The sequence below is a fragment of the Brevundimonas sp. NPDC046655 genome, from assembly GCF_044901625.1.
In the GTDB taxonomy this organism is placed as follows: Bacteria; Pseudomonadota; Alphaproteobacteria; order Caulobacterales; family Caulobacteraceae; genus Brevundimonas.
This window is the reverse complement of the sequence record NZ_JBJDPV010000001.1, coordinates 1-19,257: the sequence shown is the minus strand read 5'-3', so window position 1 is coordinate 19,257 and position 19,257 is coordinate 1. Positions and strand designations below refer to the sequence as shown.

Sequence of the window (19,257 nt, the reverse complement as noted above, 5' to 3'; positions counted from 1 at the left end):
GAACTCAATACGACGCCTCTCAACACCGCAGATGCGATGAAAGACCGAAGCAAGCCAGCCTATCTCCCCACGAAAACCACCGGTTCCTTCGCCAGGAAGGCCTTGCGCGCCGCCAGATGATCCTCGGTATTGGCCAGGCCTGGAACGGTGTTGAGCTCGAAGCGGGTCACGTCGTCGAGACCGGTCAGCCCCTGGGCCATCGCGGCCTTGATCGCCGCCAGGGACAGGGGCGCGGAGGCTTCAAACTCGGCCGCAACCTCCAACGCCCGGTCGAGGGCTGCGCCCTCGGCCGTCAGCTCGTCCCCCAGCCCTATGGCCACGGCCTCTTCCGCGTCAATCGTCCGCGCCGTCATCATCAACCGCCGCGCCCTGGCCAGACCGACGCGGAGCGGAAGGGTGTACAAGAGCCCCATGTCAGGCAGCAGGCCGATCTTGGCGAAGGAGGCGCCGAAGCGCGCGCCGCGGGCGACGACGACGACGTCAGCGGCGGCGGCCATAGACATGCCAGCGCCGAAGGCGTCCCCCTCCACCGCCGCGATCGTCGGCTTGGCGCCGCCGATAATCAGCTCGAGCAGTCGATGGACGCTCTTGAGGCGTTCGCGCACGGCGAGCGGTCCGTTGTCAGCGTCGCTGACGCGGCGCAGGTCGGCGCCGGAGCAGAAATGACCCTCAGCTCCGGTGAGAATGATCGCCCGGACGGCGGGGTCGCTCGCCGCGGCCGCGATCGCTTCGGCGATCCGGCCGCGCATCTCGGGATAGAAGGCGTTGCGCCGTCCAGGGTTGGTCATGGTCAGGACTAGCGCCGATCCGCGGCGCTGCACGACCAGTCCGTCGATGACTTCAGTCATGGGAAATCTCCAGGTTGTCACGCGCCGCGCGAAGGCGGATCTCGTCGTCGCCATAGGGCGCGTCGCGGCGATGGAGCGCGGTCTTGACGCCCTCTGCCTTGACGAGGTCGAAGAAGGCCCGCGGAGCCTCCGCCAGATGGGCCCGGGCGTCGTTCTCGGCGGCGAAGCGCTGAAGCGTCTCCCAGCCCATCAACTCCAGGCCCATGTTGACCACGCGCTTGTGGGCCGCCAGCAAGGCGGGATCGCCCAGGGCGATGCGGTCCGCCAGTGCGGCGACGGCGTCGTCCAGGTGAGCGGCCGGATGCGACTCCATGACCAGACCCAGGACCGCGGCGTCCCGTCCCCGCAGCACGTCGCCCGTCAGCAGCATGCGCTTGGCCCACTGGGGTCCCAGCAGATAGAGCCACATATGGTTGGCGGGCGACCCCAGGGATCGGGCCGCGGGAAAACCGATGCGGGCGTCGTCGGCGGCGACGACCATGTCGCAGTTCAGCGCGATGTCCGTGCCGACCGCCAGGCAATTGCCCTGGATCTTGGCGATCACCGGCTTGTGCATGCGGAAGATGTCGAGGCGAAGGTTGGACCCGTAGCGGGTGTGCCAGACATCATCCTCGAAGGCGGTCCGTCCGCGATAGTCTGCAGGATCATAGGGACGGCGACCGTCGGCGCCGGGTTCAATGCCCTCGGAGATGTCAGCGCCCGAGCAGAAGTCCTTGCCCGCCCCCTGAAGCACCACGCAATGAACGGCCTGCAAATCATCCGCCTCCCGCAGCGCGTCGTTGAGTTCTCTCAAACAACGCGCGCTTTGAGCATTGCGCTTTTCGGGGCGATTGAAGGTGATGTAGGCCACCTTGCCGCGCACCTCGAACAGCAGGGTCTCCGGCGCATCCAGCCACTTGCCCATCATCTCGCTCCTCTGTCGTTGACAGACCGATAGCATCCCCGGTCCCGGCTGGAGCATCGGGGATGCGATGTTTGCTTCGCCCCCGCGCGATCCGCGGCCGGGCCCTCTAGCCTGGCCTGCGGACCGACGCCGGTGCGCAGGGAGAATCCAAGATGAAAACCGAGACCTTTCGCGGCTTTGGCGGCGTCGTCTTGTCGGTCGAGCGCCACGGCTCTCCCGAGGACCCCGGCGTGGTTCTGGTCCATACGGGAGGCCAGAGCGCCGTCGCCTGGCGGCAGACGGCCGAAGCGCTGGTGGCCGCCGGCCGGCATGTTCTCTGCCCGGACCTGCGGGGCCACGGCCGGAGCGCACGCCCCGCGGACGGCCGCTACGACCTGGACGCCTACGCCGAGGACCTTCGCGCCCTCCTGCGCGCCCTGCCCACGCGCCCCGTGATCGTCGGGGTCGCCCTGGGCGCCGCGATCGCCCTTGCAGCGATCGCGGACGACGGCGCCCACCTGGCGGCGGGCGTCGTCACGGCGGGCGTGGCGCCAGACCTTGATCCCGAGGCGGTCCGCCGCCTCGCGCGGGACCCGCGGCCGGACGAGGGCGCCGACCCGCGCTGGACCACAGGCCTGGACATGGCGACCCTGCAACAGACGCTGGAGTCGGTGCTGGGCCAGGTCCGGCTGCCGCTCCTGATCCTTCACGGCGCCGACAACCGGCTGGTCAGCCTGGAGGCGCGTGAGTCCATGGCGCGCCGGGCCCCGAACGCCCGCCATGTGGAGATTGAGGGCGCGTCTCATGATGTCGCGGCCGATCAACCCGAGCGGTTCCAGGCCCTCCTTCTGGAGTTCCTCGAGACCGAGGCCCCGCGCGACCCCATGGCCTATCAATCGGGCTCGGATGTGCGGACCCTGCGCGACGCCCTGGGCTGCTTCGGCACCGGCGTCACCGTCGTCACCACGACGGACGGGAACGGGACCCCGGTGGGCCTGACCGCAAACTCCTTCACCTCGGTGTCGCTGGCCCCCCCGCTCCTGCTCTTCTGCCTGGCGCGGAGCGCCGGTTCCCTGGCGGCCTTCGAGACGTCGTCGACCTTCGCCGTCAATGTCCTGCACATCGGCCAGCAGCCGACGTCCGACCGGTTCGCACGCCCCGGCGAAGACCGTTTCGCCGAGACCGCGTTCGAACCCTGGCATGACGGCGTACCTGCGCTCGTAGGATCGCTCGCCGTCTTCCTCTGTCGCAAGCACGCCGTTCACGACGGCGGCGACCATCGGATCTTCGTCGGCGAGGTCATACGGGCGCGTTTCGAACCGAGACGGGATCCGCTCCTCTATTTCCGCGGCCGGTATCGACGCCTGCACTTCGCCTGAACCGCGTTTCCGTCGCGCGGCCCGACAGGTGTCGGGCCGTCGCGGCCCGGATCCGTTCGGCGAAGTCCGCGGCGCGCTCGAGCGTGGTTTGCGCGTCGCTGCCGATGCCGACGCCCAGCAACTGTCCGTCGCCGCAATCGGGTAAGGGCGCGCAGACCATGCCGCCGCCGCGCCAAACGGAGTTGGAGGTCACCGCATAGCCCAGCCGCCGGATCTCGACCGCTTCGGCGAGGACCGCCGAGGGCGCCACGCGCCATTTCTCGGAAACCTGTGCGTTCAGACGGTGGACGAATTTGCGAACGGCGTCGTCGGGCAAAGCCGACAGGAGCGCCCGCCCCATGGCCGTGTGCAGCGGGAAGGCGCTGCAGTCGGGGACAATCGTCGTGACCAGGCGGGTCGAGGGCAGAACATGGACGTACCGGACGACCAGGCCGACGGGCATGCCCAGAACCACGAACTCCCCGGTCTGCTCGTTCAGATCGGTCAGCATGTCCATCAGCGGCCCGCCGCGCAGCAGCAGGGGCGAAACCCCCGCCCCCAGCAAGGCCACGCGGGCGGTCGGCACATAGGTGCGCCGGAAGGGATCATGAGCGAGATAGCCCAGGGCGGTAAGACATTTGAGCAGTTCCGACGTCGAGGACTGCGGCAGGCCATGCGCCTTGGCGATGTCCATGACGGTGGCTTCCGGCTGTTGTCGGGTCGCGAAATACTCGAGCACCTGAAGGACCCGTTCGGCCGACTTGATGCGTTTGGCGTCTGAGGCCAGGAGCGTGGAAGCCCGGCTGGCGGTCGAAGATCGACGAGGCGCGCGTGTCGGCGCCGCGGGATAGGCACAAGCATCCATAGCTTCACTCCCTGCATCCCTTCTTTGAGGGTTTCTAACTACCATCCGTTAGGTAGAAAGCGATTGTCAACGATTTCGGGGACGAAGGCGGGCCGGCGCAACGCATATGCGGTGCTTCCCGAGGATGGATTGCCGCCCCCTCGCCGTTCCGACACCCTCGTTCGCAGTCAGGGAGATGCGGCGCGTGACCACCACCAACTCGACGAACGGCCGGGCGCTCTCCGCCCTGCGGGTCATTGATCTCGGACAGGGACCGGCGGCCGTCCGCACAGCCCAGTTGCTCGCCGAACTGGGCGCCGACGTCGTGCGCCTCGTGCGCCATGACGAGGCGGACACGGCGGAGCGGCGTGCCCTGAACCGCCACAAGCGTTCGATGCGGATCACCTTCGAACCGGACGACCGCCCTGCCCTGGAGGCCTGGCTTGGCGACGCGGATGTCGTGGTGGACGACGGCGCCCTCGCCTTCGCCGGCCTGGACCCGACCCAGCCGCCGGCCTGCAACCCCGATCTGATCGTCTGTTCCGTTACCCCCTACGGGCTGTCCGGCCCCCGACGGGACGAGGACGCCGATGAAGGCGTGCTGCAGGCGCAGGCGGGGCTGATGGCGATCACCGGCCATGACGACCGCGCCGAGGGCGGCGGCCCCATGCAGATCGGCGTCCCGCTTGTCACCGGCCTGTCTGCGATCAACGCCGCCACCGGCGTGATCGCGCTTCTGATCGGCCGCCTCCGCGGTCATGCGGGTCCCGCCTTCGTGGACGTCGCCATGTTCGACGTCGCCGTCGCCATGCAGTCGCACGTCGTCCAGAACTACCTCGTCGCCGGCCGCCAGCCGCAACGCCGCGGCAACGCCGGCAACGGCGGCCACCCCGCCCAGACCTTCGACTGCGCGGACGGCGTGATCTATATTTCTGCGGGGACGGATCAGCACTACGCCAAACTGTGCGAGGCGCTCGGCCGCCCGGAGATGATCCACGACGCGCGTTTCGCCAATGTCCTCGCCCGGGATCGAAACCGCGCCGAAATCGACGCCGTTCTCGGTCCGATCCTGAGGACCTTTGCGCGCAAGGCCCTGATGGATCTTCTGGTGAAGGCGGGCGTACCCTGCTCCGTCATCAACACCTACGCCGATCTGGCGACCGACCCCCAGGTCAGGGCCCGCGCCCTCGTCAACCAGGACGAAAACGAGCTCCCCTGCGTCGCCAGCCCGCTCCGTCTGCCGCGCTCGCCCCTGACCTATCCCGCGCCGCCACAGCCCGGCGGAGCCGACGGTCAGGATCACTCCTGGCTCCGACCGCGTCGCCTCCCGCCCCGGCCCGCCCCCAGCGTCCGTCCAGCCCAGCCGCTTGAGGGGATCAAGGTCCTGGATCTCGGTCGGGTGTTGGCCGCGCCCTGGGCGTCGCAGGTGCTCGGCGACCTTGGCGCGGACGTCCTGAAGGTGGAACGGCCCGGTCGCGGGGACGACGCGCGCCTTTACGGCCCTGACGCCCTGACGGATGCGACCGGAGCCCGCACCCTGGAATCCGCCTTCCATCTCTGCGCCAACCGCAACAAGCGCTCCATCCTCGTGGACCTCGCCTCCGCCGAGGGACAGGCGCGCGTTCGCTCGCTGGCGGCTGAAGCCGACGTGCTGATCGAAAACTTCATCGCCGGCAACCTGGCGCGCTTTGATCTCGACGCGGCCAGCCTGACGACGCTCAATCCCCGGCTGATCTATGTCTCTCTCACCGGCTATGGCCAGTTCGGTCCCTATGCCGGCAGACCCGGCTACGACGCTGTGTTCCAGGCGCAGGGCGGCCTGATGGCCATGACGGGGCGTCCCGACGGCGAGCCGGGGGGCGGCCCTTTGAAGACGGGTCCCAGCCTGATGGACGTTTCTACCGGTCAGTTCGCCGCCCTGGCGGCGGTCGCCGCCCTCCATCAACGCTTCGCAGACGCCGCCCCCGGGCAGCATGTGGACGTCGCCCTGCTCGACGTGGCGGTCGCCATGCAGGCCGGCAGTCTTCAGGCCTATCTCGAGACCGGGGTCCAGCCGCCGAGACGCGGCAATCGGGTCGGTCCATCGCCAACGGATCTCTACCAGTGCCTGGACGGACCCATCTTCCTGTCCGCGAGCCGCCCCCGCCACCTCGACGCCCTGACAATTCTGGGCGAAGAGCTCGCGGGCGAACATCCCGCGTCCGACGACCACCCCGGCGCATCGCCTCTGGAAACCGCCCTGCGACACGGGTTCCGGCGTCTGCCCCGGGCACGCCTGCTCGAACGCCTGGTGGCCCTTGGCGTGCCCAGCGCCGCCGTGAACAGCTACGAAGAGGTCATGGCTGATCCTCAGGTCTGCGCCCGAAATCTGGTTCAAAGCCTCCCCCATCCGGCGACCGCGGGGGGGTCCGTCAGGATTCTCGCTTCACCGATAAGGCTAGGCGACGGGAGACCGCCGCTCCAGCGCCCGCCGATGCTGGGCGAGCACGAGGCTGCGGGCGGCTTTCGAACTTCGACAGGGCCGGGTCGGGCCTGAAGGCGGCGTCGCCGGCCCTCACACTCCGGCCCGCGCCCTTCCTCTCGTTGGTACCTGCGCCAGGACTGGTGTGACGAGGCGTCAACCCAGGGCGACGTCCGACGCCTCTCGAAGCGCAAGATCGACGCCTCGAGGGGCGGCCTCCCGCATCCATCCCGCCGATTCGTCGGACTTGAGCCGGTCCAGAAGGGCCGAAAGCTGTTCGCGCTGGCTCTCCACGTCGGCCAGCCTCTCCTCGATGATCCGCCTGAGTCCGCCCGTGTCGCCGTCCTTAAGGATCCTGGCGATATCCGCCAGAGGGACGCCGAGGCGTCGCATCCTCACCACCTGCAGAGCCCTGCCCACCGAAGCAGGCGAATAGAAGCGCTCCTGGCGCCCCCCGCGATGCGGCGTCAGGAGGTCGAACTCCTCATAATACCTCAAGGCGCGCGCCGTCGTTCCGGCGAGTCTCGCAAGCTCCGTGATCGTAAGTCCTTGAAGGTCTCGCCTGCGCGAGGGGCGGCGCGTCCCGGCCATGAAATCGTCCTGATGCAAGACCGGCCGGCTTGCGGCGCGGACGGATTGAAATTCACCAGCCCTCCCATCGCCCGCCGCGGAGCGACGCCGACGGTGAGGCCGGGGTTTGCAGCCTAACTCCAGGCTCCTGCCGCCGCGATCGTGAGCGGAAGCCTGTGATCGTCTCCGAGGGCGGCGCAGGCCATTGCGACGTCCTTGTCGAGATAGGGCTTAATCCGCTCGAGGAGGTCGGGCGCCGTGGCGCCGCCCTGAAACCGGGACATGGCGTAGCTGGCGCCGCTGGAGGTCATGACGGCCTGAACCGTCAGGTCCGGATCCAGACCCCAATGATCGGCCTGGATCCGGACCTCAGCCGCCAACGACATCTGCGCGGCGAACAGGAGATTGTTCAGAAGCTTCGCCCGACGCCCGTCGCCCAGAGCCCCCACGTGAAGGATGCGCGAGGCATAGGACTCGAGAACAGGTCTCGCCGCCGCGAGGGCCTGAGCCTCCCCGCCAGCCATGACAGCGATACGACCGGCCAGGACGGCGTCCCTATCGCCGCTGAAAGCGACGTCCAGCAGGCTCACGCCGGCGGGTGCATGGGCGGACAGCCGCCCAAAGAGTTCAGGATCTCCGGTCGTGTGGACCATGACCACGCTGTCCGCCCGCATCGCCGCCAGCGCGCCATCAAGGATCAAGGCCTGATGGATCTGATGATCGTCGAACAGACAGACGCCGAGGATATCGACATCGATAGCCGCCTCCGCCCCGGACCCGCACGCGATTGCCCCTGCGGCTCGAACGTCTTCGCCCTCCGCCGGCTTTCGAACAAAGGCCTTCAGGTCATGGCCGGACTGTAGAATTCGCAGCGCCATCGGGACCCCGATCTGCCCGAGCCCGATCCAGCCGACCTTCATCCCGGGCCTCGTAGGCCGCCGCGCAGAGCCGTCATCCCTAGTCCTCCGCGCGCAAGGCCCGGGCCGTACGCTCATAGGGCTTGAGCCCCGACCAGGTAATCCACAGGCCGAGCAGGGAAACCGGCGCCCCGACCAGGGCCAGCGCATAGGGCAAGGCGGCGTCGCTCTTGAACACATGGTCGGTGACCAGGGCGATGGACATCGGGCCAAAGCCGATGCCCACCAGACCGCCGAACAGGAGATAGAGCGCCACGGCCTTGCCGCGCATGCGATTGGGCGTGATTTCCTGAACCGCCGTCGGCGCCGCCGCCTGAGCCATGCCGAAGCCGGTGACGACCAGCGTCAGCAAGAGGAAGCTCAGCCAGGGCGTTCCCACAAGGGACCAGGCGCAGACCGTCGGCAGCACCAGCAGCCAGGCCAGCATGGCGACCCGCAGGCGGGCCGCCGGCACGCCCTTCGTCGCCCATCGGTCGCTGATGTAGCCGCTCGCCAGGGTGCCGGCGAGCCCGCCGACAGCCACCAGGACGCCGATAATCAGACCCGAGGTCTTGGTCGGGATATCGAAGCGTCGATCGAAGAAGGTCGGGGCCCAGGCCAGGTTGCCGTAACCGATGATGGCGACAACTCCCGGATAGGTCAGCACGCGGCTGTAGGTGGACTTGAAACGCCCCAGATGACGAAGGAACTCCATCCAGGTGCCTTCGGCCCTGCTCTTGCCAGACGCCTGGTCGCGTCGGATTGGTTCGCGGATGGTCAGGACGATCAAGGCCAGGATCACCCCTGGCGCGCCGGCGATGAGGAAGGTCATCCGCCATTGCTCCATCTGCCCCACGAAGGGCAGGGCCAGCCCGGCTTCGGGCACCAGATGGGCGATCAGGGCGCCGAGGATCAGGGACGCGCCCGAGCCGATGGCCAGGGCGAGATAGTAGACGCTGAAGGCGCGGCCCCGCCGATGGGGCGCGACATAGTCGGCGATGATGGAATAGGCGGCGGGGGCCAGCACGGCTTCGCCGATGCCGACGCCCATGCGGGCCAGGACCAGGTGGTTATAGTTCTGCGCAAAGCCCGAGAGGACCGTCATGACGCTCCAGACGACCATGCCGACGATGATCAGGTTGCGCCGCACGGTCCGGTCGATCAGCCATCCGAACGGAAGGCCCGCGACGGTATAGAAGAGGGCGAAGGCATAGCCCTGGAGGAAGCTGAACTGGGTGTCGGAGATGCCGAACTCGGCGCGAATAGGCTTGACCAGGAGCGCAGGCAGTTGCCGGTCCAGCTGCGACAGCAGGGTGGCGACGAACAGGACGCCAATCACATACCAGGCATATTTGAGCGGCGGATACGGCGGCTCGACGCCGGACCTCTCGCCTGGCTTGTGTGTGGTCCCGACCATCAATCTCTCCCTCGTCTCTTGTCCGGTCGATCCCGGCCGATGGCGCCTTCGCCTGAAACCGGCGGCGCTTTCTTGTCCTGGCCGCAAGCGGGCACAGCAGCGGACAGAATACCTGCGTCGTCACAGGGGCTGTCAAGAATTGTTTTGATATCGAAATAGCATTCACATAATAGAATATTTTCGACGCAGCCATGCGCGGTGCGTCCGTCCCGGAACCGCTGACGGCCCTGATCCCTAGCGGACCATGAGCATGCCGCCGTCGATGGCGATCACCTGGCCGTTGATGAAGCGGGCGCCGTCTGAGGCCAGGAAGGCGAGCACGGGCACGAAGTCGCGCTCGACGTCGCCCAGCCGCCCTCCGAGCGGGATGGTCTGCGCCTTGACGGCGTCGTGAGCCGCCAGCTGGTCCTCGTCCATCGCGGCGCGGGTCTGGTCGTACATCGGGGTCCAGATGGCCGGCGCCACGGCGTTGGCGCTGACGCCCTCCCGCCCCCACTCGACGGCGATGGTTCGCGTCCACGCCAGGACGGCGCCCTTGGCCGCCGCATAGGCCGCCTTGCCGGGATGCCCCTTCACGCCGGCGGCGGACGCAAAGTTGAGGATCGTCCCGCCTTGCGCTCTCAGATGCGGGTAGGCGGCGCGATTGGTCAGGAAGGCGCCGGTCGCATTGACCGCCATGACATGGTTCCAGAGATCCAGCGTGGTCTCGGCGGCGGCGGCGAAGGGCGCGACGCCGGCGGCATGGATCAGAACGTCCAGCCCGCCCAGAGCCCCGACGGCGGCCTCCACGGCCGCGATCACTGAGGCTTCCGAGGCCACGTCGACCTGAAAGAAGGCCACGGCCCCGGCTTCATCGACGATCCGCGCGCCGTCAACCGACTGGAGGTCCAGCGACGCCACTCGCGCGCCCATGGCGGGAAAGGCGCGAACCATGGCGGCTCCCATGCCGCTGGAGCCGCCGGTGATGATGATGCGGCGCCCGTCCAGCGATGCCGACATGGCCATGCTCCCCGGCAAGACCGACCCTGGGAAAGGGTCGACCGAAGCAAAAAGGCGGGGCGCGGTCGCACTGAACCGCGCCCCGAGGATAGAGGGCTGGAACCCCCAGACTTACACGCGCCTCAGAAGGCGTAGGACACCGACATTCCGTAGGTGCGTGGGCTGCCGACCACGATGCTGTTGAAGTTCGCCCCCGCGAACGAGCCCGACCTTGCGGCGAAATACTCGTCCGTCAGGTTCTTGCCGTAGAGGGCCACTGTGATCGGCCGGGCGTCGAAGGTCCACGACACCTGGGCGTTGAGCAGCCCATAGGCGTCCTGGCGGATAGACTTCCGCTGGAACTCCGTCAGGTCCACCGGCCCCGCCCCGGTGATCGTCACCGTGTTCAGGAAGTAGACGTCCGAGCGCCAGTTGTAGTCGAGATGCAGGTCAAGACGTCCGGCGTTGAACTGGACGGGATAGTCGGCGCTGACCGACCAGGTCGTCTTGGCCACCGTCGGCACCTCGCTGCCCTTGTAGGGGCCGTCGGTGAACTTGGGCTCGATCAGGCCGAGCGACCCGTGCAGGCGCAGGTCGCCGAGCAAGGCCGTGGCTTCAAACTCCGCGCCGTAGATTTCAGCAGTGCCCGAGTTGAGCACGGCGATGACGACCGGCGACGTCTGCAGGACAGCATTTTGCTGGATGTCGTCGAAGGTGGAGAAGAAGCTGCTGGCGGAAAACCGCAGCCGGTTCTCGAACAGGGCCAGCTTCGCGCCGATCTCGTAGCTGCCGACGCTTTCCTCGTTGAAGGGCGTGAAGAAGGCCGCCGTCGTGCCGCTGGCCTGCTGGAAGCCGCCGGTGCGGAAGCCCTTGGAGTATTTGGCGTACAGCAGACCGTCGCCGGGAAGCCTGTAGTCCAGGCCGACGGTAAAGGGCACGGTCTCGAAGCTGATGTCGTCCGGCGTGTAGAGGCAACTCCCCGGCGCTTCATTCAGACCCATGGCCGTGAAGGGACAGGGCCCCGGCGTGATCGCCGAAGCCGGCGGTTCGGCATTGGTTGGATTGCCCGTCACGACATAGCGCGCCGGCGTATAGGTCATGCCGCGGGTGTCCTTGACGGCGCGGACGCCGGCCGTGAACCGCAGGCTCGGGAGGATCTCGTAGCTTGCCTGGGCGAAAACGCTGACTGATTTGTTGTCAGGCCGGATCGTATTGTCCTGGATGGCGGCGGGGATACGCGTCAGGGGCGTATTGCGCACCTGTTCGTGGAAATAGTAGGCGCCCACCGTCCAGTTCAGACGATCGGAAAGGCTCGCGCCCGAGAGCTGCAACTCCTGGGAGACCTGTTCGCCGTCGAGGACGAACTCGCGGACATCCGCCGTCGGCAGGGGCGTGCCGTCCAGGTCGGACGCGCCTTCGAAATAGACGTTGCGATAGGCGGAAATCGACTTCAGCACGCCGAACGGCAGTTCCGCCGTGATGGTCCCGTTGAAGTCATAGACCCTGGAGTCGTTGACCGGATTGATGCCGGCCTGGCTGATCCGTGACCCGGGCTCGGCCACATAGGGGGCGTACATGGCCGGGCTCAAACCGGCCTGATAGGTGTTCAGCACCCACAGAGGCTGGTGGTTCGAGCCCCAGTAGTGGTCGAAGCTCAGATCCACCCGCAGCTCGGGGGCGATGTCGGCCCGAACCGAGGCGCGAACAAAGTCGTCGTTCTGGTCGGCGACGTCGCTGCCCAGCGTCGGATTGCGGCCGTAGCCCGAATGCTCGACATGGCCGTAGACCAGGCGCGCCGCCAGCTTGTCTTCGACGAGCGGCAGGTTGACGATGGCCGTGGCGCTCAGGGCGTCGTAGTTGCCGTAGCCGACCTTCAGCGAGCCTCCGAACTCATAGTTCGGCTTGTTCGTGGTGATGTTCAGCGCGCCGCCGATCGTATTGCGTCCGAACAGGGTCCCCTGGGGACCGCGCAGGACCTCGGCCGAGGCGACGTCCACCAGAGCGAAATTACTGCCTTCAGGACGGGCGTAATACAGACCGTCGACATAGGTGCCGACCGCCTGGTCGACGTTGGGAAGCACGCCCCCCGGCGCGACGCCGCGGATCGCCAGGATCAGGTCATTGTTGCCGTAGGGGGTGGCCGTGAAGGTGATGGACGGCGCATTCTCGGTCAGGGCCCGCACGTCGGTGATCTGGCGGCGTTCCAGCTCCTTGACCCCGAAGGCGGTCACGGCGACCGGCACGTCCTGCAGACGCTGCTCGCGCCGTTGGGCGGTCACGATCACATCCTCAAGACCCGTCGGTCCGCTCGCAGGCGCCTCAGGCTCGGGCGACGCGCCCGTCGTCTGGGCCAGGGCGGCGGAGGGCAGAACCAGCACGGATGCGCTAGCGCAAAGCAGGGCTTTCCAATGAACAGCGGTCAACGACACTCTCCCTAATGTCCGGCGCGACGGGGGAGACCCGCCATGCCCGCGACCTTTGCCGCGAGGTCGCCCCGCCGACACGGCCGCTTGTCGTCTCCCACTCGGATATGGACTTCACCGAGTCAACAAATTTTCTCACACTAAAATTTCATTCTGAATCTAGTCCATCCCCTGAAGGTCGATTCTGAGGCGCTCGACGCCGCCGGACCGGAACCGACGCCAAAAGCCCTGGCGCGCCGCCCTCGACGGCGTCGCCCCGGGTCCGGAGTGCATCGGGGCGCCGCCCCTCTCCGGCCACCTTGAGGCCGGGCGGGGTCGAGACGGTTCGCGTGTCGCCCAAAATTCTCTGGTCAGAACCATATTCTCGGATGTATGGATTTGGGGCTTCCCAGGGAAGCGGGCCAACATCCCGGAATCACCAGTGAATCTCCTCGATCAGTTCGGCGCGCCAGCGCTCCCCCCCGGCCTTGAGCCACTGAGAGACCAGGTCCGCGCCTTCCTGGCGCAGCGGCTGGCCGACTATCCTGCTCAAGAACGCGCCCTCTCCTGGATGGGCTTCGACCCCGAATTCAGCCGGGCCCTGGCCAGGCAGGGCTGGGTCGGCCTCACCCTGCCCAAACAATACGGCGGACACGACGCGACGTCGTTCGAGCGATTTATCGTCAGCGAGGAGCTGCTTGCCGCCGGAGCGCCGGTCTCGGCGCACTGGATCGCGGATCGACAAAGCGCGCCCCTGATCCTGCGTCATGGCGCCGAGAGCCAGAAGCAGCGCTATCTTCCGGCCATCGCCGCCGGGGAGATGTACTTCTGCATCGGTATGAGCGAACCCGATTCCGGTTCCGACCTCGCCTCCGTCCGGACCCGCGCCGACCGTCAGTCGGACGGCCGCTGGCGGCTGAACGGCCGCAAGGTCTGGACCACCAACGCCGACCGGTGCCACGCCATGATCGCCCTGGTTCGCACGGATCCGGCCAGCGAACGACACGCAGGCCTGTCCCAGGTGATCGTCGACCTCGACCTGCCCGGCGTGACCATCCGCCCCATCCGCGACATTTCCGGCCATGAACATTTCAACGAAGTCACCTTTGACGACGTGATCCTGGAGGCTGACGCCCTGGTGGGAACCGCAGGCGAAGGCTGGGCGCAGGCGACCTCGGAGCTGGCCTTCGAACGCAGCGGCCCCGAACGGTTCCTGAGCGCCCTGACGCTGTTCCGATGCCTGACGGAGGCGGTCGGGGTCTCCCCCGACGCCCGCCAGGCGGTGGAGATCGGCCGCCTGGGGGCCTGGCTGGTCGCCTTGCGCGCCATGTCCATCTCCGTCACCGGACAATTGGCCGGCGGACAGGACCCGGTCTGGGCGGCGTCCTGCGTCAAGGACCTGGGCACAGGATACGAGCAGGACACCGTCGAGACAGCAATCCGCCTGATTGATTCTCTGCCCGAGGCCGATCAGGCGCGAACCACGCGTCGGGTCCTGGCCGTCACCCAGGGCATGGCGCCCTCGTTTTCTTTGCGGGGCGGCACCCGCGAAATCCTGCGCGGCATTCTTGCGCGCGGTCTGGGAGTCCGCTGATGCGCGCCATGTTCCAGGAGAGCGTCGAGCGCCTGTTTGCGGACGCGGTCGACGCCGAGACGCTGCGCCTCGCCGAGACCGGCGCCTGGTCCGACAGCCTGTGGGCTCAGATGGAGGCGCTCGGCCTGTCCCTGGCCGCCGTTTCCGAGGACCTGGGAGGAATCGGCGCAAGCTGGACCGACCTCTTTCCCGTCATCCGGGCCTGCGGCGCCAGCGCCGTCCCTGCCCCCCTGCCGGAAACCCTCGTCGCCAACGCCCTTCTGTCCGCCTGCGGCATCGCCCCGCCGGAGAGCGGCGTGACTGTCTTCGCGGCGGGCGACGCCTTCTCGGTCCTGCCCGACCTGCCCTGGGGCCGTCAGGCGCGCTGGCTGGTCCTGCATGACACGACGCGCGGACGCCTGGGCCTGCACGACATGACGGGCGCCGCCGTGGAGCACGACGTGAACGTCGCCGGCGAGCCGCGCGACACCGTCGTCCTCGCGTCCGGCTCCCTGGTCTCGGACGCGGCCTTCGACGGCCCGCCCGACACGGTGCGCCTGAGCGGCGCCCTGATCCGCTCGGGCCAGATAGCCGGCGCACTCGGACGGCTGACCGAGATGAGCGCCCAGTACGCCAACGAACGTGTCCAGTTCGGCCGCCCGATCGGCAAGTTCCAGGCGGTCCAGCAGCAGCTCGCCCTGCTAGCGACCCAGGCGGCCGCGGCCGGCGCCGTCGCGGAAGCCGCCTTCATGCAGGCCCGGCGGACGCCGCATTTCGCGACCACGGCCTCGGCCAAGGCCGTGGCCGGCGAAGCCGCGGGCCGGGGCGCGGCCATCGCCCATGCCGTTCACGGCGCCCTGGGCTTCACCCACGAACACAGCCTGCACTTCCTGACACGACGCCTCTGGGCCTGGCGGACGGAGTACGGATCCGACGCGCGATGGTCCGAACGGCTCGGTCGCCTCATCGCCGACGCTGGCGAGGACGGCCTGTGGCCCTTCATCACTGAAACCCTCAAGGAGCGCCCTCAGCCATGAGCGACTTTCTTCTGAAGTCTCGCGACGGCCCCGTGACCGTCTGGACCCTGAACCGACCGGAACAGCGCAACGCCTTCAGCCGCCCCGAGGACATGTACGCCTTCGAGGACGCCTGCGAGGAGGTCCGCGCCGATCCCTCCATCCGCGTCGTGGTCCTGACCGGAGCAGGCTCTGCCTTCTGCGCGGGCGGCGACGTCAAGGCCATGCGCGACCGCACCGGTCTTTTCGAAGGCTCGCCCTACCAGCTGCGCAATCGCTATCGCGACGGCATCCAGCGGATTCCCACGGCCCTCTATGAGCTGGAGACGCCGATCGTCGCCGCCGTCAACGGGCCGGCGATCGGCGCGGGCCTGGACCTGGCCTGCATGTGCGACATCCGGATCGCTTCGGAGAAGGCCACGTTTGCGGAAAGCTTCGTCAAGCTCGGCATCGTCCCGGGCGATGGCGGCGCCTGGCTGCTTCCGCGCATCGTCGGCATGCCGCGCGCCAGCCACATGGCCCTGACGGGCGACGCCCTGGACGCCAAGACTGCGCTGGACTGGACCCTGGTCACCCAGCTGACGGCGCCGGATGCGCTGATGGAGACCGCCATGGCCCTGGCGCACCGTATCGCCGGCAATCCCGGCCATGCCCTGCGCCTCACCAAGCGGCTGCTTCACGAGGGGCAACACATGCGGCTCGGCGCCCTGCTGGAATTGTCCGCCGCCTACCAGGCGCTGGCGCACCATACCTCCGATCATGCAGAAGCCGTGGCGGCCATGCTTGAAAAGCGTCCCGCGCGCTTCACTGACAGCTAGACGGAGCTCAAAATGCGCAAGGTCTTCCGCGAGGACCACGAGATGTTCCGCGATCAGGTCCGACGCTTCGTCGAGACCGAGATCGCGCCGCATCACGCCCAATGGGAACGGGACGGGATCGTGCCCAAATCCCTCTGGCTCCGGGCCGGAGAAGAAGGCCTGCTCTGCGTGACAGCGCCGGAAGCCTTTGGCGGCGCCGGCGGCGACTTCGGCCACAGCGCCGTGCTGATCGAGGAACTGGCGCGGGTCAATGCGACCGCTGTGGGCTTCACGACCCATTCCGACATCGCCGTGCCCTATCTTGTGAACTACGGCTCCGAGGACCAGAAGGCGCGCTGGCTGCCGAGGCTGATCAGCGGCGAGCTCATAGCCGTCATCGCCATGTCTGAACCCCAGATCGGCAGCGATCTGCGCGGCATGCGGACCAAGGCGCGCCGCGAGGGCGACCACTACATCCTGTCCGGCCAGAAGACCTTCATCACCAACGGCGTCAACAGCGGGCTCGCCATTGTCGCCGCCAAGGTGGAGGGGCAGGCCAATCCCAAGGACATCACCCTCTTCTGCGTCGAGGAGGGAACGCCGGGTTTCACCAAGGGCGCCAAGTTCGAGAAGATCGGCCTGCGCGGCCAGGACACTTCGGAACTCTTCTTCTCCGACGTGCGGGTGCCCGTGGAGAACCGCCTCGGCGAGGAGGGCCAAGGCTTCGCATGTCTGATGACGGAGCTGGCGAAGGAACGTCTGGTCATCGCCATCCGGGCCGCCGCCTCGCTGGAGGCCATGCTGGACAAGACGATCGCCTATACCCGCGAGCGCATCGTGTTCGGCAAGCCCCTGCTGGAGTTCCAGAACACCCGCTTCAAGCTGGCCGATGTTAAGGCGCGCACCACCATGCTGCGGGTCTTCGTCGACGACTGCCTGCAGAAGCTCCTGGACGGAGAGCTGACCCCCGAGACCGCCGCCATGGCCAAGCTTACCGGCGCGGAACTTCATGGCCAGCTGCTGGACGAACTGCTGCAGCTGCACGGCGGTTACGGCTACATGAGCGAATACGACGTCGGCCGCGCCTGGGTCGACGCCCGGGTCGCGCGCATCTACGCCGGCACATCCGAGATCATGAAGGAAATCATCGCCCGCACCCTTTGAGGGCGGTCGTCGGAGCAGAATCATGGACCTTGGCCTCCAGGGCAAACGCGCCTTCGTCAGCGCCTCCTCCGCCGGCCTGGGCAAGGCCTGCGCCCTGTCTCTGGCGCGCGAGGGCGCCGAGGTCTGGCTCAACGGACGCGATGAAGAGCGGCTGGCCCGCGCGGCGGATGAAATCCAGAACGCCGTCGGTCGCCGCCCGCATACGGTGGTCGGTGACATCGACGCCGCCGAAGGCCGCGCTGCGGCGCTTTCGGCCTGCCCCGCCCCGGACATCCTGGTCTGCAACAGCGGGGGGCCCAAGCCTGGCCATATGGACCAGTGGGATGAAGCCGCCTGGACCGAGGCCGTGTCTGCCAAGATGGTCTCCCCCATCCTGCTGATCCAGAGCCTGATCGGCGGCATGCGCGCCCGGAGATCAGGCCGGATCGTCGTCATCACCTCCGCCATGGTGAAGTCACCGCAGCTGCCCATGGCCCTGTCGGCGGGTCCGCGCGCCGGTCTGACCGCCTTCTGCAAGGCCCTGGCCCGGGAGGTCGCCGGCGACGGCGTCACGGTGAACTGCCTTCTCCCGGAGAAGATCGACACGGATCGCCTTGAGCGGATGACGCGGTCCCTGGCCCGCCTGAAAGGCGTCGACGAGAGCGCGGCCCGCGCGGAAATGGCGCGCTCGCTCCCGGCGGGACGTTTCGGCCGGCCTGAAGAAGTCGGAGACGCCTGCGCCTTCCTCTGTTCGTCCCGGGCCGGCTACATCACCGGCCAGAACCTTCAGCTCGACGGCGGGGCCTACGCCGGCCTCGTCTAGACGAACGGCCTCGCTCAAAGCCCCTCGCCCTGGGACCTCGCCAGGCGCCGCCGCCTGACCCTTCATCGTCAAAGACCGCCAGACGAGCGCCTGCGCGCCAATGCGGTGCGGCTGCTGGGCCGCGCCGGACGCTGGCTCGATGAGGCCCGGTCATGAAAAACGCCCGCCGGAGGGTTCCGGCGGGCGTTTCACTGGGCGCTCCGGGGAGAGAGCGCGCCTGGAGCCTGATCGGTCGCGGAGGAATCGCTTCGCGCTTCCGCCGAGGCCGTGAATCAGGCTCCAGGATTGATGCTGGAGCGAATATCTGGGTTCAGATGCGATCCCATCTGAACCGATTTCGCTCTAGCGACGGCCCGAGACGGTCGATTCCGCCGAAGCGTTCTCGAACATGCGGTTGATGTCGCCCGAGGTCACCGGCTTGCCGGCTTCACGCTGCGGCGCGGCCCCGCCGAGCCCCAGCAGGGGATCGGTGTCGACCGGCACCGCCGCCGCCTTGCGCTTGAGGGCGCCGACCGTGCAGTCCTCGCGCTTCAGCACCGAGAAGGGATCATAGGAGAACTCGCGCATCGCATTGATGTGGGTGATCTTGTCGATGGTCTCGCGCGACAGCCCCTGGATATCCGCCCACAGCTTGTCGGCCGAATGCGGCCAGACGGAATCCGAGTGCGGATAGTCGCACTCGTACATGACCATGTCCTCGCCGATGTAGTCCAGGTTCGCCAGGCCGAACTTGTCCTCGATGAAGCAGCTGATGATGTGTTTCTTGTAGATGTCGCTCGGCATCTTGCCGGGACCGAAGTTGGAGTTGGTCCAGGCGTTGTGGTGACCGTGGGTGAAGTCGGCCCGCTCCAGCAGATACGGAATCCAGCCGATCCCGCCCTCCGACAACGCCATCTTCAGCGTCGGGAACTTCTTCCACATCGGCCCCCAGATCCAGTCGGCCGCCGAGTTGGCGATCGAGATCGGCATCGAAGTGATCCAGGCGTCGATCGGCGACAGGTCCGAGGCGTGGTTCGCCGCCGCCCCCGTGCCGATGTGGCAGCAGATCACCACCTGGTTGTCGGCGCAGACCTTCCACAGCGGATCCCAGTAGGGATCATGGATCGACGGCCAGCCCGACAGCGCCGGGTTGTCCGAGAAGGACAGGGCGTGCACGCCCAGCTTGACCATCCGCTCCACCTCGGCCACCGCCGCCTGCATGTCCCAGAAGGGCGTCAGCATCAGCGGAATGAAGCGCCCCGGCGCTGC

General features: G+C 67.7%; 16 protein-coding genes. 7 read left to right on the top strand and 9 right to left on the bottom strand.

Features of this window, described 5'->3' with window-relative positions; genetic code table 11:
• Nucleotides 1-59 precede the first annotated feature (59 nt).
• On the bottom strand, nucleotides 60-848 hold the full coding sequence (locus ACI2KI_RS00080) for an enoyl-CoA hydratase/isomerase family protein (protein WP_292082374.1): 789 nt from the start codon (nucleotides 846-848) through the stop codon (nucleotides 60-62).
• Complete coding sequence (locus ACI2KI_RS00075; protein ID WP_292082373.1) at nucleotides 841-1,752, bottom strand: crotonase/enoyl-CoA hydratase family protein; 912 nt, start codon at nucleotides 1,750-1,752, stop codon at nucleotides 841-843. The genes ACI2KI_RS00080 and ACI2KI_RS00075 overlap by 8 nt, the downstream gene beginning before the upstream one ends.
• Nucleotides 1,753-1,904: 152 nt before the next feature.
• Between ACI2KI_RS00075 and ACI2KI_RS00070 the strand changes: the two genes are divergently transcribed.
• A complete protein-coding gene (locus tag ACI2KI_RS00070; RefSeq protein ID WP_292082372.1) occupies nucleotides 1,905-3,110 on the top strand; it encodes an alpha/beta fold hydrolase in 1,206 nt (401 codons plus the stop codon).
• On the opposite strand, the gene ACI2KI_RS00065 is transcribed toward ACI2KI_RS00070, so the two are convergent.
• Nucleotides 3,031-3,954, bottom strand: coding sequence for an IclR family transcriptional regulator (locus tag ACI2KI_RS00065; RefSeq protein ID WP_292082371.1), 924 nt, complete (start codon nucleotides 3,952-3,954; stop codon nucleotides 3,031-3,033). The two genes, ACI2KI_RS00070 and ACI2KI_RS00065, sit on opposite strands and share 80 nt — an antisense overlap.
• Nucleotides 3,955-4,138: 184 nt before the next feature.
• Between ACI2KI_RS00065 and ACI2KI_RS00060 the strand changes: the two genes are divergently transcribed.
• Nucleotides 4,139-6,469 (top strand): CaiB/BaiF CoA-transferase family protein, encoded by a 2,331-nt coding sequence (locus ACI2KI_RS00060; protein WP_292082370.1) that lies wholly within the window; start codon nucleotides 4,139-4,141, stop codon nucleotides 6,467-6,469.
• Nucleotides 6,470-6,550: 81 nt separating this feature from the next.
• On the opposite strand, the gene ACI2KI_RS00055 is transcribed toward ACI2KI_RS00060, so the two are convergent.
• From ACI2KI_RS00055 to ACI2KI_RS00035, 5 genes are all read right to left on the bottom strand, one after another.
• Nucleotides 6,551-6,985: a MerR family transcriptional regulator gene (locus ACI2KI_RS00055; RefSeq protein ID WP_292082369.1), complete on the bottom strand. Its 435-nt coding sequence runs from the start codon at nucleotides 6,983-6,985 to the stop codon at nucleotides 6,551-6,553.
• A 113-nt stretch (nucleotides 6,986-7,098) separates the two neighbouring features.
• Entirely contained in the window at nucleotides 7,099-7,842 is a 744-nt protein-coding gene (locus ACI2KI_RS00050; RefSeq protein ID WP_404618887.1) for an NAD(P)-dependent oxidoreductase, read from the bottom strand.
• A 79-nt stretch (nucleotides 7,843-7,921) separates the two neighbouring features.
• Nucleotides 7,922-9,277 carry an MFS transporter gene (locus ACI2KI_RS00045; protein ID WP_292082367.1) on the bottom strand — a complete coding sequence of 452 codons (1,356 nt, stop codon included), beginning with the start codon at nucleotides 9,275-9,277 and terminating at the stop codon, nucleotides 7,922-7,924.
• A gap of 234 nt (nucleotides 9,278-9,511) precedes the next feature.
• Complete coding sequence (locus ACI2KI_RS00040; RefSeq protein ID WP_292082366.1) at nucleotides 9,512-10,276, bottom strand: SDR family NAD(P)-dependent oxidoreductase; 765 nt, start codon at nucleotides 10,274-10,276, stop codon at nucleotides 9,512-9,514.
• A gap of 122 nt (nucleotides 10,277-10,398) precedes the next feature.
• Complete coding sequence (locus ACI2KI_RS00035) at nucleotides 10,399-12,678, bottom strand: TonB-dependent receptor domain-containing protein (protein ID WP_312784151.1); 2,280 nt, start codon at nucleotides 12,676-12,678, stop codon at nucleotides 10,399-10,401.
• Between the two features lie 475 nt (nucleotides 12,679-13,153).
• Here ACI2KI_RS00035 and ACI2KI_RS00030 point away from each other — a divergent pair, with 475 nt between their 5' ends.
• Genes ACI2KI_RS00030 through ACI2KI_RS00010 form a run of 5 tightly spaced genes read left to right on the top strand, consistent with a single transcriptional unit; the run spans nucleotide 13,154 to nucleotide 18,009 of the window.
• On the top strand, nucleotides 13,154-14,251 hold the full coding sequence (locus ACI2KI_RS00030) for an acyl-CoA dehydrogenase family protein (RefSeq protein WP_292083349.1): 1,098 nt from the start codon (nucleotides 13,154-13,156) through the stop codon (nucleotides 14,249-14,251).
• Nucleotides 14,251-15,267 carry an acyl-CoA dehydrogenase family protein gene (locus ACI2KI_RS00025; protein WP_404616734.1) on the top strand — a complete coding sequence of 339 codons (1,017 nt, stop codon included), beginning with the start codon at nucleotides 14,251-14,253 and terminating at the stop codon, nucleotides 15,265-15,267. Before ACI2KI_RS00030 ends, ACI2KI_RS00025 begins: the two co-directional genes overlap by 1 nt.
• Nucleotides 15,264-16,064, top strand: a complete 801-nt coding sequence (locus ACI2KI_RS00020; protein WP_292082363.1) for a crotonase/enoyl-CoA hydratase family protein — start codon at nucleotides 15,264-15,266, stop codon at nucleotides 16,062-16,064. Before ACI2KI_RS00025 ends, ACI2KI_RS00020 begins: the two co-directional genes overlap by 4 nt.
• 12 nt (nucleotides 16,065-16,076) lie before the next feature.
• The gene (locus ACI2KI_RS00015; RefSeq protein WP_292082362.1) at nucleotides 16,077-17,207 is read left to right on the top strand and encodes an acyl-CoA dehydrogenase family protein; all 1,131 of its coding nucleotides are present in this window, start codon (nucleotides 16,077-16,079) and stop codon (nucleotides 17,205-17,207) included.
• A gap of 22 nt (nucleotides 17,208-17,229) precedes the next feature.
• On the top strand, nucleotides 17,230-18,009 hold the full coding sequence (locus ACI2KI_RS00010) for an SDR family oxidoreductase (protein WP_292082361.1): 780 nt from the start codon (nucleotides 17,230-17,232) through the stop codon (nucleotides 18,007-18,009).
• A 342-nt stretch (nucleotides 18,010-18,351) separates the two neighbouring features.
• Here the strand turns inward: ACI2KI_RS00010 and ACI2KI_RS00005 are convergent.
• Nucleotides 18,352-19,257 (bottom strand): amidohydrolase family protein (locus tag ACI2KI_RS00005; protein WP_404616731.1); only part of this gene is annotated, 906 nt, incomplete at its 5' end.